Origin of the sequence: Nocardioides kribbensis (assembly GCF_015070375.1) — a bacterium.
GTDB lineage: Bacteria > Actinomycetota > Actinomycetes > Propionibacteriales > Nocardioidaceae > Nocardioides > Nocardioides kribbensis.
Genome location: NZ_JADCLL010000002.1, coordinates 434,622 through 449,568 on the forward strand (window position 1 = coordinate 434,622; position 14,947 = coordinate 449,568).

At 74.7% G+C, this 14,947-nt stretch carries 14 protein-coding genes and 1 tRNA gene; 2 read left to right on the top strand and 13 right to left on the bottom strand.

Annotated elements, in window-relative coordinates; translation table 11 throughout:
* Positions 1 to 56: 56 nt before the first annotated feature.
* From mnhG to IR170_RS07655, 7 genes are all read right to left on the bottom strand, one after another.
* The gene (mnhG, locus tag IR170_RS07625; RefSeq protein WP_319804958.1) at positions 57 to 479 is read right to left on the bottom strand and encodes a monovalent cation/H(+) antiporter subunit G; all 423 of its coding nucleotides are present in this window, start codon (positions 477 to 479) and stop codon (positions 57 to 59) included.
* Positions 476 to 787 (bottom strand): monovalent cation/H+ antiporter complex subunit F, encoded by a 312-nt coding sequence (locus IR170_RS07630; protein WP_228941562.1) that lies wholly within the window; start codon positions 785 to 787, stop codon positions 476 to 478. The genes mnhG and IR170_RS07630 overlap by 4 nt, the downstream gene beginning before the upstream one ends.
* Positions 784 to 1,470, bottom strand: a complete 687-nt coding sequence (locus tag IR170_RS07635) for a Na+/H+ antiporter subunit E (RefSeq protein ID WP_319804959.1) — start codon at positions 1,468 to 1,470, stop codon at positions 784 to 786. Before IR170_RS07635 ends, IR170_RS07630 begins: the two co-directional genes overlap by 4 nt.
* Positions 1,467 to 3,185 carry a Na+/H+ antiporter subunit D gene (locus tag IR170_RS07640; RefSeq protein ID WP_193661887.1) on the bottom strand — a complete coding sequence of 573 codons (1,719 nt, stop codon included), beginning with the start codon at positions 3,183 to 3,185 and terminating at the stop codon, positions 1,467 to 1,469. Before IR170_RS07640 ends, IR170_RS07635 begins: the two co-directional genes overlap by 4 nt.
* The gene (locus IR170_RS07645) at positions 3,182 to 3,619 is read right to left on the bottom strand and encodes a Na(+)/H(+) antiporter subunit C (protein ID WP_056905258.1); all 438 of its coding nucleotides are present in this window, start codon (positions 3,617 to 3,619) and stop codon (positions 3,182 to 3,184) included. The genes IR170_RS07640 and IR170_RS07645 overlap by 4 nt, the downstream gene beginning before the upstream one ends.
* On the bottom strand, positions 3,619 to 6,585 hold the full coding sequence (locus IR170_RS07650; protein WP_193661888.1) for a Na+/H+ antiporter subunit A: 2,967 nt from the start codon (positions 6,583 to 6,585) through the stop codon (positions 3,619 to 3,621). The genes IR170_RS07645 and IR170_RS07650 overlap by 1 nt, the downstream gene beginning before the upstream one ends.
* A 208-nt stretch (positions 6,586 to 6,793) precedes the next feature.
* Complete coding sequence (locus tag IR170_RS07655; protein WP_193661889.1) at positions 6,794 to 8,668, bottom strand: acyl-CoA dehydrogenase; 1,875 nt, start codon at positions 8,666 to 8,668, stop codon at positions 6,794 to 6,796.
* Between the two features lie 320 nt (positions 8,669 to 8,988).
* On the opposite strand from IR170_RS07655, the gene IR170_RS07660 reads away from it, so the two are divergent.
* Together IR170_RS07660 and IR170_RS07665 are read left to right on the top strand one after the other, a co-directional pair.
* A complete protein-coding gene (locus IR170_RS07660) occupies positions 8,989 to 9,900 on the top strand; it encodes a sulfite exporter TauE/SafE family protein (RefSeq protein WP_193661890.1) in 912 nt (303 codons plus the stop codon).
* A 91-nt stretch (positions 9,901 to 9,991) separates the two neighbouring features.
* The gene (locus IR170_RS07665) at positions 9,992 to 10,450 is read left to right on the top strand and encodes an RrF2 family transcriptional regulator (RefSeq protein ID WP_056864920.1); all 459 of its coding nucleotides are present in this window, start codon (positions 9,992 to 9,994) and stop codon (positions 10,448 to 10,450) included.
* 53 nt (positions 10,451 to 10,503) lie between these two features.
* Here IR170_RS07665 and IR170_RS07670 read toward each other — a convergent pair whose 3' ends face one another.
* The 6 genes from IR170_RS07670 to IR170_RS07695 all read right to left on the bottom strand — a co-directional run bounded on the left by IR170_RS07670 (position 10,504) and on the right by IR170_RS07695 (position 14,912).
* A complete protein-coding gene (locus IR170_RS07670; protein ID WP_193661891.1) occupies positions 10,504 to 11,703 on the bottom strand; it encodes a hypothetical protein in 1,200 nt (399 codons plus the stop codon).
* A gap of 208 nt (positions 11,704 to 11,911) precedes the next feature.
* Positions 11,912 to 12,544 (bottom strand): DUF2461 domain-containing protein, encoded by a 633-nt coding sequence (locus tag IR170_RS07675; RefSeq protein WP_193661892.1) that lies wholly within the window; start codon positions 12,542 to 12,544, stop codon positions 11,912 to 11,914.
* A gap of 68 nt (positions 12,545 to 12,612) precedes the next feature.
* Positions 12,613 to 13,152: a DUF5994 family protein gene (locus IR170_RS07680; protein ID WP_193661893.1), complete on the bottom strand. Its 540-nt coding sequence runs from the start codon at positions 13,150 to 13,152 to the stop codon at positions 12,613 to 12,615.
* 183 nt (positions 13,153 to 13,335) lie between these two features.
* Positions 13,336 to 13,566 carry a hypothetical protein gene (locus IR170_RS07685; protein ID WP_193661894.1) on the bottom strand — a complete coding sequence of 77 codons (231 nt, stop codon included), beginning with the start codon at positions 13,564 to 13,566 and terminating at the stop codon, positions 13,336 to 13,338.
* 424 nt (positions 13,567 to 13,990) lie between these two features.
* Positions 13,991 to 14,066 (bottom strand) — tRNA-Gly (locus IR170_RS07690).
* Between the two features lie 45 nt (positions 14,067 to 14,111).
* Positions 14,112 to 14,912 (bottom strand): SGNH/GDSL hydrolase family protein, encoded by an 801-nt coding sequence (locus tag IR170_RS07695; protein ID WP_193661895.1) that lies wholly within the window; start codon positions 14,910 to 14,912, stop codon positions 14,112 to 14,114.
* Positions 14,913 to 14,947 lie beyond the last annotated feature (35 nt).

The following is a 14,947-nucleotide window of genomic DNA, read 5'->3' on the forward strand; positions in this document are numbered from 1 at the left end:
CAGCCGGCAGGTCGGCGGCGGCTCGGCGTGCAGGTCGGCCGCGGGCAGCCACGGCCCTACGGCGCGCCGCGGGGCTCGTCGCCGAGGTCGCGGACGCCCTCGGAGAGCTCGTCGACCACCAGCCGCTCGCGGTCGACCTGGTCGCCGCGGAAGGCGGCCCGGCCCACCATGTGGGCGGCGACGGGGGCGGTGGCCATCTGGAAGAGCACGACCAGCACGAGCATGCCCAGCGCCTCGGGCTCGCGCAGCCGCAGGGCGAGACCGGCGATGACGAGCACCAGGCCGAGCACCTGCGGCTTGGTCGCGGCGTGCATGCGGGTCAGCAGGTCGGGCAGGCGCACCATGCCGATCGCGGCGATGAGCGAGAGGGCGCAGCCGGCCAGCAGCAGCACCGACCCGACGACGTCGCTGACCTGCGCCGCCACCTCGGGCACCGAGGTCATGGCGGCCAGGGGGGTCAGGGCGGTCAGGGCGCTCACAGCCGGCCCCCCTCGGCCTCGTCGCCGCTCTCGGCGTCGACGTCGTCGCTGCCCTTGGCGAAGCGCGCCACCGCGACCGACCCGACGAAGCCGACCAGGGTCAGCACGAGCAGCACGGGCAGGGTGGTGGAGGTGTCGCGCTCGACGGCGTCGACGGCGATGGCGCAGATGACCACGGCGACGAGCACGTCGAGGGCGACGGTGCGGTCGAGCACGGTGGGGCCGCGGGTGATCCGCACGACGAGCAGCACGGCGGCGAGGCCGAGCATCACCACGCAGGCGGTGGTCACGAGGTCGCTGGGGCTCACGGGGCGGCCTCCCGGTCGCGGTCGGTGTCGCGTGACGGGGGTCCGGACGTGCGGCCGGCGGCCGACCCGCCCCCGGCCGACCCGCCCCCGCCGTCGGCGGCCAGCCCCGCCGCAGCGGCCGCGGCGGCGTCCGCGCCCGGGTCCTCGGGGGCGAAGGCGGCGAGCACCCGCGCCTCCAGGGCGAGCACGTCGTCGCGGTAGCGCTGGGCGGCGCCCTCGTCGGCGACGTCGAGCACGTGCAGGTAGAGGGTGTGGGTGGAGCGGCGGGTCTCGACGACCACGCTGCCGGGCACGAGCGAGACCAGGACGGCGACGGTGGTGAGCACCAGGTCCGACTCCGCGCGCAGCGGCACGGCCACCACGGCGCTGCGCGGCACGCAGCGCGGGCGCAGCACGATGAGCGCGACCTGCACGCTGGCGGCGACCACGTCGACCGCGAAGCGGCCCAGCAGTCGCGCCAGCGCGAGCGGGCGCAGCCGCCCGCCCAGCCGCAGACGCGGCATCGGGAAGACCAGGCACACCAGCACCGCCACGAGCACCCCGGAGAGCACGATCAGCACGTCGGGGAAGCCCCACAGCAGCGTCCAGACGACGGTCAGCCAGACCACCGAGACCGGCTGCACGGCGTGACGCCGCGAGGGGGTGCTGCTGCCGTCGCGGCGGGTGCGCATGCGCGGGCTCACGAGGGCACCTCGGCGAGCACGGTCTCGACGTAGGCCGTGCGCTCGCGCAGGTCGGCGGCCGCGCGGTCGGTGAAGCCGAAGAGCGGCCCGGCCACCACGCTGAGCACCAGGCTGAAGGCCACCAGCCCGGCGGTCGGCAGCACCATCGACAGCGGCAGCCGCTCGGGCAGGTCGCCGTCGCACAGGCGCTGGTGCAGGTCGCGGTCGGGCGTCTCGTCGCTGACGATCCGCTCGGCCTCGGCGACGTCGCTCACCGACAGCGCCGCACCGGGCAGGGGGCCGCCGTCGTCGGCGGCCACGCGGGCCAGCGAGCCGCCGCCGACCTGACCGGTGTGGGGGCCGGTGTCGAAGCCCGGGTCGGGCAGGCTGGCGGCGGCCTCGTGGGCCTCCTCGGGGGAGCGCCAGAAGGCCACGGCCCAGGTCTTGGCCACGGCGTAGAGGGTCAGCAGGCTGGTCGCCACGGCCCCGGCGACCAGGGCGTAGGCCAGGGGCGTCCCGACGTCGACGCCGGCCTGGAGCAGGCCGACCTTGCCCAGGAAGCCCGAGAGCGGCGGGATGCCGGCGAGGTTCATCGCCGGCACGAAGAAGAGCAGCCCCAGCAGCGGCGCGAGGCGCGCCAGCCCGCCGAGGCGGATCAGCGAGGTGCTGCCCGCGCGGCGCTCGACCAGACCGACGACGAGGAAGAGCGCGGTCTGGATGGTGATGTGGTGGGCGACGTAGAAGATCGCCCCGGAGACGCCGGCGTCGGTGGCCAGGCCGATGCCGAAGATCATGTAGCCGATGTGGCTGACCAGGGTGAAGGACAGCATGCGCTTGATGTCGCTCTGCGCGATGGCGCCGAGGATGCCCACGACCATGGTCAGCAGCGCCGCCCACAGCAGCAGGTCGGTGAGCGGGCTGTCGGGGAAGAGCAGCGTCTGCACGCGCAGGATGGCGTAGACGCCGACCTTGGTGAGCAGGCCCGCGAAGACGGCCGTGACCGGCGCCGGCGCGGTGGGGTAGCTGTCGGGCAGCCAGAACGACAGCGGGAAGACGGCCGCCTTGATCGCGAAGGTGGTCAGCAGCAGCAGCTGGAGCATCAGCGCGACGTGGTCGGGCAGCTCGGCGATGCGCTGGGAGAGCTGGGCCAGGTTGAGGCTGCCGGTGGCGGCGTAGACGACCGCGATGGAGATGAGGAAGAGCATCGAGGACATCAGGTTGACGACGACGTAGATCGTGCCGGCGCGGATGCGGGCCTCGGTGCCACCGAGGGTCAGCAGCACGTAGCTGGCGAAGAGCAGCATCTCGAAGCTCACGAAGAGGTTGAAGAGGTCGCCGGCCAGGAAGGCGTTGGAGACGCCGGCCACCAGCACCAGGAAGGTGGGGTGGTAGATCGACAGCGAGGCGTGCTCCTCGTCGTCGCCGGTCATGCCCTGACCCAGCGAGTACGCCAGGACCGCCGTGACCACCACGGCCGAGACCAGCAGCATCAGCGCCGAGAGCCGGTCGGCGACCAGCGAGACGCCCAGCGGTTCCGGCCAGCCGCCGATCCAGATCACCTGCGGGCCGCTGCGGTCGGCGGCCACCAGCAGCACCGCGGCCAGCACGGTGACCGCCACGAGGCTGCCGAGGCTGATCGCGCGCTGGAGCTGCGGGCGGTGCGAGAGCATGAGGGTGGCGCCGGCGCCGAGCAGCGGCAGCACGACGGGCAGGGGCACGAGGGCCTCGACGTTCACGGGCGGCTCCCCTCCTCGGCCGGGCGCTCGGAGGTGTCGGCGGAGTCGAGGTCGTAGCCCTGGGAGGACTCGTCGAGGTCGGCGCGGCGGCGGATCGAGGCGTCCTCGACGTCGTCCTGCACGTCGTCGTGGCCGTTGAGCTGCCAGCTGCGGTAGGCCATGGCCACCACGAAGGCGGTGGTGCCGAGGGTGATGACGATGGCGGTGAGCACGAGGGCCTGGGGCAGCGCGTCGCTGAGGCGGCCCTCGGCCTTCCCGACGATGGGGGCGTTGCCGGCCTTCCCGCCGGCCACGAGGTAGAGCAGGCTGATGCCGTTGCTGAGCACGACCAGCCCGACCAGCACGCGGGTGAGGCTGCGCTCGAGCAGCAGGTAGACCCCGCAGCCCACGAGCGCCGCCCCGGTCAGGGTGAGGGTGAGGTTGACCTCCTCCATCAGCGGGCTCCTTCCGGGGTGGCCTGGTCGGTGGGCTGGTCGGTCGGCTGGGTCGTGGGGCCGCGCGCGGGGTCGGGGGCGGTGTCGCCACGGCGCTCGGCCAGGGCGGCGCGCTCGTCGGCCAGGATGTGGCGGTCGATGCGCGAGCCGAGCGCGCGCAGCAGGTCGAGCACCAGGCCGATGACCACGAGGTAGACCCCGATGTCGAAGAAGACCGAGGTGACCAGGTGCGGCTCGCCCAGCGGGCCGAGGTGGATCGTGATGTCGGCGCTCTGCAGCACCGAGCCGCCGAAGGCCAGCGGCGCCATCGCGGAGGCGGCGGCCACGGCGAGACCGGCGCCGATGAGGCGGCCGGCGTCGATCGGGGCGGCCTCGTCGAGCTCGTAGCGCCCGCCCGCGAGGTAGCGCACGGCCAGCGCCAGCCCCGTGACCATGCCCGCGGCGAAGCCGCCGCCGGGCAGGTTGTGGCCGGCGATGAGCAGGTAGACCGAGAAGACGACCATGGCGTGGAAGAGCAGCCGGGTGATGACCTCGAAGACGATCGAGCGGCGGTCGGGGCTCAGGGTCCGCGAGCCGGGCAGCCAGGCGCGCCGGCCCGGGCGGGTCGGGATCTTGCGCACGCCCGCGGGGTAGGGGATCTCGTGCACGCGCCGGATCCCGGCGTCGCGGGCGGTGACGAAGACGAGGCTGGCGACGCCGGTCGCGGCGGCGACCAGCACCGAGAGCTCGCCGAGCGTGTCCCAGGCCCGCACGTCGACCAGCACGACGTTGACGATGTTCTTGCCCCCGCCGTACGACACCGCCTCGGGGGGGAAGGCGATCGAGACGGGGGCGGCGGTGCGCGCGGAGCCGGCGACGAGCATGAAGCCCGCGACCGCCGTGCCCACCGCGACGGCGAGCGCCACGCGCCACCAGCGGCTGCGGGCCAGCGGCCGGTCGGTGAAGTACTCCGGCAGCCGGCGCAGCACGAGCACGAAGACCAGCAGCGAGACGGTCTCGACGAGGATCTGGGTCAGCGCCAGGTCGGGGGCGCCGTGGAGCACGAAGAGCAGGGCCGCGCCGTAGCCGGTGACCCCGGCCAGCACGACCGCGCGGAGGCGGCGGCGGGCGCGGGTGGCCATGACCGCGGCGCCCACGGCGACCAGCCCGACGACGGCCTGCGCGGGGGTGTCCCAGGCGACGACGTCGATCTCGGAGGCGTCGGCCAGCAGCAGCGTCGAGCCCGGCACGACGAGCACGACGAGCAGGATGATCGCGAGGTACGTCGACACCGACCCGCGCTGGGTCAGGCCGGTGACCTCGACCGCGGCCCGGTCGACGCCGCGCATCACCAGCCGGTAGCCGTGCTCGAGGCTGCGGTCGGTGCCCCAGCTGCCCTGGAGGCGGGCCACGGGGGCGCGTCCGACGTGGGCCGCGGCGCCCAGGGCCAGCACGACCACCGAGAGCAGCAGCGCCAGGCCGGGGCCGTGCCACAGCGTCAGCTCGGGCTCGTGGGCTCCCTCGGGGAAGACCTCGACCGCGGGGGCGAGCAGCCCGGTGAGGGTCGGCCCGAGCAGGCCGAGCGCGACGGTGAGGCCGGTCAGCAGCACCGGGCCGGCGGCGAACCCGGCCGGCACGTGGTCGACCCGGGTCGGCTCCACCCCGGGCTTGGTGGCGAAGGCGCCCCACACGAAGCGGGCGGAGTAGGCCGCGGTGAGCACCGAGCCGGCCACGACGCCGAGCAGCACGGCCCAGCCGGCGACGGGGCCCAGACCGGTGCCCTCGCCCTCGCGGGCCAGGTCGACCAGGGCCACCAGGGAGGCCTCCTTCGACACGAAGCCCAGCAGCGGCGGCACCCCGGCCATCGAGGCGGCGGCCAGTGTCGCGGCCGCCGCCAGCACGGGCAGGCGCCGGCCGAGGCCGGAGAGCTCGTGCATGTCGCGGGTGCCGGTGGAGCGGTCGATGACGCCGACGACGAGGAAGAGCGCGGCCTTGAAGAGCGTGTGGGCCAGCAGCAGCCCGAGGCCGGCCAGGGTGGCGCTGCGCGTGCCGAGACCCAGCACGACGAGCAGGAAGCCCAGCTGGCTCACCGTGCCGTAGGCCAGCAGCAGCTTGACGTCGATCTGGCGCAGCGCGCGCCAGCCGCCGAGCAGCATGGTGGCCACCCCCAGCACGAGCAGGGCCGGGCGCCAGCCGGCGGAGGCCGCGAAGGCGGGGGCGAGCAGGGCCACGAGGTAGACGCCGGCCTTCACCATCGAGGCGGCGTGGAGGTAGGCGCTCACCGGGGTCGGGGCGACCATCGCCCCCGGCAGCCAGAAGTGGAAGGGCAGCAGCGCCGACTTGGTCGCGGCGCCCACGAGCACCAGGAGCACGGCCACGGTCACCGCGGTGCCGGTGGGCGGGTCGGCCAGGATCTCGCTGATGCGGAAGGTGCCGGCGGCGTGGCCGAGCAGCAGCATCCCGACCAGCATGGCCAGACCGCCGAAGGTCGTGACGAGCAGTGCCTGGAGCGCCGACTGGCGGTGGGCGCGCCGGGTGGGGTCGTGGCCGATGAGCACGAAGGAGAAGACCGTGGTCAGCTCCCAGAAGACGTAGACCAGCAGCAGGTCGTCGGCCAGGACCAGCCCGAGCATCGCGCCGACGAAGGCGACCAGCACGCCGGCGAAGCGGCCCAGGTCGCGCGAGTCGGGGGAGAAGTACCACCGGCAGTAGGCCAGCACGACCGCCCCGATCCCGGCCACCACCAGCACCAGCAGCCACTGCAGGGCGCCCATGCGGAAGGCGAGGTCGAGCCCCAGCGAGGGCACCCACCCGGTGACCTCGACGCGCGCCCGACCGTCGGCGACGCGTGAGGTCTGCGTCAGGGCCCACACGGTGGTCGCCGCGGGCACGGTGGCGACCAGCCAGAAGGCCCGGAGGCCGAGGGTGCGGACGAGGACGGGGCACAGCGCCGCCACCAGGAGGTGGGCGGTCACGAGGAGCAGCAAGCGGGGCCCTTCCGGGTCCGAGGAGCGAGAGGCGTGCCTCGATCCTACGGGGCCGCGGGGGACCACGGGTCCCCCCGACGGGGGGCCGGGACGCACGCCGACCCGCCCGGAGGACCGGGCGGGTCGGCGGTGGTGCGGGGTGGTAGGGCTCCGGGCGGGGCTCCGGGCAGGGGGCCTGCCGGGGGTCAGCCGGCGATCGGCCGGTGGGTCAGAACGACGCCTCGTCGAGGTCCATCAGGTCCAGGCCGGTGGCCTCGGCGATGGCGCGCTCGGCGCTGATCTTGGGCAGGTTGTACTGCGCGAAGAACTGCGCGGCGGCGACCTTGCCCTCGTAGAACGCCTTGTCCTTGGCGCTCGGCTCGCCGCCGAGCTTCTCCAGCGCGACCTCGGCCTGGCGCAGCAGCAGCCAGCCGCAGACCACGTCGCCCAGGGCCATCAGCAGGCGGCTGGTGTTGAGGCCGACCTTGTAGATGTTGCGGATCTCGTCCTGGGCCGACATCAGGTCGTTGATCATGTGCCCGACCATGGCGTTGGTGTCCTCGAGCGCGGTCGCGAGCAGCGCGCGCTCGTTCTTCAGCCGGCCGTTGCCGCCCTCGGCGTCGAGGAAGGCCTGGACCTGGCCGGCGAGGTGGCCCAGCGCCCGGCCCTGGTCCTTGACGATCTTGCGGAAGAAGAAGTCCTGGCCCTGGATCGCGGTCGTGCCCTCGTAGAGGGTGTCGATCTTGGCGTCGCGGACGTACTGCTCGATGGGGTACTCCTGCAGGAAGCCGGAGCCGCCGAAGGTCTGCAGCGACTCGGTGCCCAGCAGCACCCACGAGCGCTCCGAGCCGTAGCCCTTGACGATCGGCAGGAGCAGGTCGTTGACCGCGGCGGCGAGCTTGACCTCGTCGGTGTCGGTCGTGCCGGCGTGCTCGGCGAGCATCACCTGGTCCTGGTAGGAGGCGGTGTAGAGCACCAGGGCGCGCATGGCCTCGGAGAAGGACTTCTGCACCATCAGCGAGCGGCGCACGTCGGGGTGGTGGGTGATGGTGACGCGCGGGGCGGTCTTGTCGCCCGACTGGGTCAGGTCGGCGCCCTGCTGGCGGGTCTTGGCGTAGTCGAGGGCGTTGAGGTAGCCGGTCGACAGCGTCGCGATGGCCTTCGTGCCCACCATCATGCGGGCGTTCTCGATGACCTGGAACATCTGCGCGATGCCGTTGTGCACCTCGCCGAGCAGCCAGCCCTTGGCCGGCTCGCCGCCGCCGACGGAGGGGTCGCCGAAGGTGACCTCGCAGGTGTTGGAGACCTTGATCCCCATCTTGTGCTCGACGTTGGTGACGTAGACGCCGTTGCGCTCGCCGGTGAGCTCACCGGTCTGGTGGTCGAAGTGGTGCTGGGGGAGCAGGAAGAGCGAGAGGCCCTTGGTGCCGGGCCCGCCGACGCCCTCGACGCCCACGGGGCGGGCGAGCACGAGGTGCATGATGTTCTCGCTCATGTCGTGCTCGGCCGAGGTGATGAAGCGCTTGACGCCCTCGATGTTCCAGGAGCCGTCCTCGTTGGGCGTGGCCTTGGCGCGGCCCGCGCCGACGTCGGAGCCGGCGTCGGGCTCGGTGAGCACCATGGTGGCGCCCCACTGGCGCTCGACCATGATCTCGGCGATGCGCTTGTCGCGCTCGTTGCCGTTGCGGTGGACCACGCCGGCGAAGGGGGCGCCCGCGCCGTACATCCACACGGGGGCGTTGGCGCCGAGCACCAGCTCGCCGAGGGCCCACACCAGCGAGGAGGGGGCCGGGGTGCCGCCGAGCTCCTCGGAGATCTGCAGGCGCCAGTACTCGGAGTCCATCCAGGCCTGGTAGCTCTTCTTGAACGACGCGGGGATCGGCGCGGTGTTGGTGGCCGGGTCGAAGACCGGCGGGTTGCGGTCGCTGTCCTCGTACGACGCGGCCAGCTCCTCGCGGGAGAGGCGGTCGACCTCGGCGAGGATCTCGCGGGCGGTGTCGCCGTCGACCTCCGCGAAGGGGCCGGTGCCGAGGATCTCGTCGCGTCCGAGCACCTCGAAGAGGTTGAACTCGATGTCGCGCAGGTTGCTCTTGTAGTGGCTCACTGATCCACACCTTCTGGTTCGTCGCTGGGGTTCGGTCGCCGGTGGGCGGGCCGGTCGGGGTGCTGCCGGTGGTGCTGCCGGCGGTGGCGCCGGGGACCGGTGGTGACGTCGGTTACCCGTCGGTTTACTGGTCGGTAACATCATGGTAGGAGCGGCCGCTCGCCCGCGCAAGCGAACGGTCGGGGTCGCGACGGCCCGCGGGTGGGTCTGCGGGAACAGGTGGTGGGGCGCGCCGCTGCGCGCTAAAGTCGACCGTCTTGATCGAATTAGTCGGTCGACGGCGCGTGCGCCCCGACCGACGCCGACCGGAGGGGGACGTGGTGCGCAGGCTGGTCGTGCTCGCCCTGGTCGGACTGGCCGCGCAGCTGGTCGACGGCTCGGTCGGCATGGGCTACGGCGTCACCTCGGCGACGCTGCTGCTGGCGGCCGGGATGGGCCCGGCCGCGGCCTCGGCGGCGATCCACCTCTCCGAGATCGGCACGACGCTGGTCTCCGGGGCCGCCCACCACGCGCTGGGCAACACCGACTGGCGCACGGTCGGCATCCTCGCCGTGCCCGGCTTCGTGGGCGCCTTCGCGGGCGCGACCTTCCTGGTGGGCCTCGACGCCGACGTGGCGGTGCCGGTGGTCGCCGTCGTGCTGCTCGTGCTGGGCTGCTGGGTCACGCTGCGCTTCCTCGCCCAGGGCACCCGCACCCCGCGCCCCGGCCCGCCCCCGCGGGCCGCGCTCCTCGCGCCCGTCGGCCTGGTGGCCGGTGCCCTCGACGCCGTCGGCGGGGGCGGCTGGGGCCCGGTCGGCACCAGCACGCTGCTCTCCTCGGGCCGCCTCGAGCCGCGCAAGGTCGTCGGGTCCGTCGACACCGCCGAGTTCGTGGTCGCCGTGGGCGGCTCGCTCGGCTTCCTCCTCGGCCTCGGTCGGGCCGGCATCGACGGCGCGGTCGTGCTCGCGCTCATGCTCGGCGGGGCCGTGGCCGCCCCGGTGGCCGCCCTCGTCGTGCGGCACCTGCCCGCCCGGGTGCTGGGCGTCGTCGCCGGCGGCGTCATCGTGCTCACCAACGTCACCACCCTGGCCGGCCTGCGCGACGCCGACGCCGTCACCACGGGGCTGCTCGCCGCCCTCGTGGTGGTGCTGTGGGTGCTGTGGGTCGCCTGGGCGGTGCGGCTCGAGCAGTTCGCGCGTGAGGGGGTGCGGCTCGACGTGCCCGACGTACGCCGGGCGCAGCGGGCGCACTGACCCGGCCCGGCACGTGCCCGGTCAGGGCTACTGAGTCGCGTGAGTCGCCAAGGTCGACTGGAGGGGTCGACTCATCTGACAGACTGGCCCCATGCGCGTCTCCGCCAAGTCCGACTACGCCCTGCGGGCCCTCATCGAGATGGCCTCGCGCGCCGACGGTCGCGCGGTCAGCGCCGAGGAGCTCGGCCGGCTCCAGGAGATCCCCCACGGCTTCCTGCAGGCGATCCTCGCCGACCTGCGACGCGCCGGCATCGTGATGTCGCAGCGCGGTCAGTCCGGCGGCTGGCGCATGGGGCGCGCCGCGGGCGACGTGTCGGTGGCCGACGTCATCCGGGCCGTCGACGGCCCGCTGGTCTCGGTCTACGGCCTGCGCCCGGAGGCCGTGACCTACAACGAGGCCGCGGGGGAGCTGCAGCACGTCTGGATCGCCGCCCGCCGCGCCCTGCGCGACGTCTTCGAGCAGGTCTCCATCCAGCAGCTCGCCGACCGCGAGCTGCCCAGCACCGTCACCGAGCGGACCTCCGACGAGGACGCCTGGCAGCCGCACTGACCTGCGGCGACCTGCCCGCGGCCGCTGGTCGTGCGGGCTCGGGCCCCGGTCCGTCAGCCCCCGTCGGCTGGGCCGGCTGGGCCGGCTGGGCCGGCTGCGGTGGCGGCGGCCAGCCGGGTCTTGAGCTTGGTGCGCTTGCGCTCGAGCTTCGCGGTACGGCGGGCGAGGGCGTCGTTCTCCTCGCGCAGGCGGGCCACCTCGACCAGCAGGTCGGCGACCGAGTCGGTCACCGAGGCCAGCCGCGCGCCGGGGCCGACCTCGTCGGGGTCGACCGCGCGGGTCGGCAGCGCCGGCACGAGGTCGGCGGCATCGCCGTACAGCAGCCAGCCGGCGTCGGCCACCGCCTTGGCCCAGCGCTCGGCGAGGTCGCGCAGCTCGCCGTGGAGCTCGGCGGGGAGCGTCGGGAGCTCCGGGCCCGAGGCCTCCTCCTCGCGGCGGGCCAGGTGGTCCGACACCACGCGTCGCTGCGCGCCGGGGGCCACGCGGCCGTCGACGGCCCGGTTGACCCCGCGCAGCACGGCCAGGCCGGTCGCGTCGAGCCGGGCGCCGGGGTCGGTGTCGACCTCGGTGAGCGGGAGCGCAGCGGCGTCGAAGCCGACCACGCGACCGAGGTCGGCCCACACCGAGGCGGCGCGGTCGCGGCGGGAGACGGGGGCGCTGGCGTCGTCGGCGCGGGGTGCGACGACCACGTGCACCCGGTCGGGGCGGCGCAGCGCGGCGGACCACCGGTGCAGCACGCCCTCGAGGTCGTGCTCGGCCCAGAAGGCGACGGACTCGGGCGCCTCGCGGGCGGGGTCGAGCACCCGACGGGTCCAGCGGCGCAGCGAGCGGGTGGCCCCGGCGCGGATGGTGTCGGCCCAGGCGCCCACCAGCTGGGAGGCGGGGTCGGCGACGACGGCCACGACGTGCACCTCCCACCCGCTCAGCGCGTCGAGGAGCAGGGCGATCTGGTCGGTGTCGGCGCCGGCGAGGTGCTCCTCGCCCAGCACGACGCTCTCGCCCTTCGCGCAGGCCTTCCGGGCGCGGTGGCACAGGGCCGCCCAGGTGCCCTCGACCTCGCGGCGGCGGTAGCCGTGCTGCTTGTGGTCGCGCCGCAGCTCGACGGCGGCCCGCAGCACCTCGTCGCCGGCGCGGGTCGGCACGTGCACGCCCGCGGCGGCGAGCGCCGAGGCGTGGTGGGCGAGCGCCGCGGGGAGGAAGGCGCCGCCGGCGCCGGGAAGACCGATGTGGAGGTAGATCCTGCGCTTGGCCATGGCCCGCACGGTGGCAGCGGCGGGCGGCCGGCCGGTGAACTCCCGGCCACGACCGGTGGGCGGCTCGGTGCGGTGCGCCGCGCGCCGCCGGTCGACGCCCCCGCCCGCGTCCTACTGACCGTTGCGACCACTGGCAGGGCGTCACAACGGTCGGCCAGTGGTCGCAACGGTCAGTAGGACGGCCGGCGCGCGGCCAGGACGGGCGGAGTCAGTCCTGGCAGTGGCGCCGGGCCCAGTCGACGAGGGGTCGCAGGGTGCGCCAGTCGTCGCGGACGAGGTCGAGGGCGGCGGGGGTGTGGATGACCGGCTCGAAGCCGTGGGACCGCCCGACGGTCAGGGAGCGGTGGCGCAGCAGGTCGATGCGCGGGTGGTCGGCGTCGTAGCCGCGCGGCGAGGTCTTGAGCCGGTCGCCGCCCACCTCGAAGCCCTCGCCGACCAGCGTGGCGAGGAGCGACTCGAGCTCCGCGCCGTAGAGGTCGTGGGCGACGGCGGCGCGGAAGGCCTGGAGCCGACCCCCCGAGGCCTCGTAGAAGCCGGCGCCGGTGCGCAGGCCGCGCGGGGAGAGCTCGACGTACCACCCGGTCGACGGGCCCGCGGCCGCGAAGGCGCCCTGGTGGGTCTTGTAGGGCGTCTTGTCCTTGGCGAAGCGCACGTCGCGGTAGGGACGGAAGACCTTCACCGCCCCGAACTCCGGGGCCAGCACCTCGGCGAGCGCGGCGAAGGGGGCCTTCACCGACTCCTCGTAGACCCCGCGGTGCCTCTCCCAGAACGACTTGGTGTTGTCGACCTCGAGGTCGTCGTAGAAGTCGAGCGCTGCGACGGGGAAACCGGTGAACTCCACCCGGCGAGCCTAGGCCGCGCCGGCGCGCGACCCGGGCGGGCCCGGGTCGCGGGGGAGCCCGGGCCGGGTCAGGGGGTGGCGCCGGCGCCGTCGTCGTCCCAGGCCTGGTGGCCGAGGTCGTCGCGCTGGTCGGTGTCGAGGCCCAGCAGCTCACGGGCGGTCCGGTGGTCGTCGGGGCCGCCCGCGGCGGTCATGACGGCGCGGGCCTCGGACTCGATGGTGTCGGGCGGCACGACGACGAGACGGACCCGCCGACCCGAGGCCAGCTTGGCCACGACGAGGTGGGTGTCGTCGCTGGGGAAGGAGCCGGTCTTGACCGTGCCGCGGGCCGCGCGGACCCGGCGCGGGGTGGCGACGCCCTCCGGGTCGTCCCAGTCGGGGCGGGAGAACAGCAGCCGGTCGAGGCGCCCGACCTCGACGGGGAAGTGGTCGACGAGGTCGGCGACCTCGGTGACCAGGTCGCGCGAGCGTGGCCACCACGCGCCGTCGACGGGACCCTGGGGATCCTCGGCGATGCTCAGGCGCAGCGGCTGGCTGGCGACGGCGGTGCCGCCCGGCGCGGAGGCGACCGGGGCAGCGGGGGACGGGGCGTGCGGTGACGTCGTCATGACGTCCACCTTCCGCACCTGCGTCTCGGCGGACCCGACGGGCCCGGCGTCGCGGGTGATGCTCCCCACCGTACTCCTGCCCGGGGGCGCCTGCCGGTCGCGGGAGGAGCATTGGAGCGGACGGCGTCAGCGAGTGGCGGCCCGGGCGAGGACCGGGAGCCGGGCCGGGTGGCAGCCGCGACGCTAGGAGCCCCGGGGCGGGGGCGGGGGGCGGCGCTTCGACCGGTCGAGGGGTCGTGGTGCGGCCGGGGAGCCGCCAGGGCGGTCGGGCCCGGTCGTGATGGCGGTGAGGTCCCAGCCGGGCGGGATGGCGGCCATGATGTCGGTGACCATCGAGAGGTAGTCGGTGCCCTGGCGCACGTAGCACTCCTGCGCTGGTCCGCCGGGTGGTCCCGCCGTGGCTTCGATCCTCACGTCGTGAGGCTAGGGGGCCGGTGGTGAGCTGTGCCCCGCTCGGACGGCTCCGGGGGGACAGCGCCGTCCGAGCGGGGACCGCGCCGCGAGGAGACCTCGGGGCGAGACCGTCAAATTTCTGTGACAAGCCCCACTGTGCCCCCGGCGTCACCCCGTGTAAAGCCCCCCGTCGCCGGGGTCACCGGGGGACGGTGGCGCTGCCGAGGGCCGACCGCCGCCACGCGGGCGGGGATGTGACGGCGATCGACCGCCGGTGCCTCCCCCCGGATCGCACCGACCCCTCCGGTCTAGCAGGTGTCGGAGCCGCGCGCCACGTCGTCGGGCGGCCCGGAGGTCCGACCGACCCGGAGGGTGCCGGCGGGGTGCAGCGCCGCTGGAGCAGGAACCGGCAGGCGGCCCGGGTGGGGGCCGGCCTGCCGGTGTGTGGAGCGGATGACGAGACTCGAACTCGCGACATCGACCTTGGGAAGGTCGCGCTCTACCAACTGAGCTACATCCGCAACATCACCGAGGGGCGGCCCCGGCGACGGCGTCATGCTAGACGATCACGCCCCGGAGGGTGCAGAGGAGGGTGCGGACCGGGCGGTCAGGTCGCGGGTCAGCGTCGGGTGCTTGGGGGAGAGGCCGTCGCCGGAGGAGCGTCCGGTGAGCCGTCGGTGCACCCACGGTACTGCGCTCTCGCGCAGCCACGTCGCGTGCGCGGCGGCCTGCTCGCGTCGCGTCGTCGGCGCGGCCTCGCGCAGGGGCAGCGGCGCGAGGTCGTGCGCGACGCCGAGGGCGTCGAGCACCTCGACGGCCATCCGCTGGTGGCCGGCGGGGCCCATGTGCATGCGGTCCTCGTCCCACAGCCGCCAGTCGCGGTACTCCTTGAGGCGCCAGAAGTCGACGATGGTGGCGCCGTGGCGGTCGGCGGCCTCGCGCACCAGCTCGTTGTAGAGCGCGAAGCGGGGGCGCACCGGGCGGTAGATCGCCGAGCCGCCCGGGTCGAAGGCGGTCCACACCAGCAGGCGCGCGCCGGTGGCGGCGAGGCGGCCGAGCGCGGCGTCGTAGCGCTCGGCGAGGGCGTCGAGGTCGACCGAGGGGCGCAGGATGTCGTTGGCGCCGGCGTAGATCGTGACCAGGTCGGGCTCGAGGGCCAGCGCCGGCTCGAGCTGCTCGGCGAGGATCCCGTCGAGCTTGCGGCCGCGGATGGCGAGGTTGGCGTAGCCGAAGTCGGGCGAGGCCGCGCCGAGGACCTCGGCGACGCGGTCGGCCCAGCCCCGCAGGCCGTTGGGGCGGTCGGGGTCGGGGTCGCCGACGCCCTCGGTGAAGGAGTCGCCCAGGGCGACGTAGCGCTGGTAGGTCACCGATCCATGATGCGGGAGCGGGCCGAGCCCCGGAC

Coding starts and splice junctions, on each gene's coding strand:
- IR170_RS07670 (WP_193661891.1), bottom strand. CDS start 11,703: ATGGCCAAGCGCAGGATCTACCTCCACATCGGTCTTCCCGGCGCCGGC.
- IR170_RS07645 (WP_056905258.1), bottom strand. CDS start 3,619: ATGGAGGAGGTCAACCTCACCCTCACCCTGACCGGGGCGGCGCTCGTG.
- IR170_RS07680 (WP_193661893.1), bottom strand. CDS start 13,152: ATGACGACGTCACCGCACGCCCCGTCCCCCGCTGCCCCGGTCGCCTCC.
- IR170_RS07665 (WP_056864920.1), top strand. CDS start 9,992: ATGCGCGTCTCCGCCAAGTCCGACTACGCCCTGCGGGCCCTCATCGAG.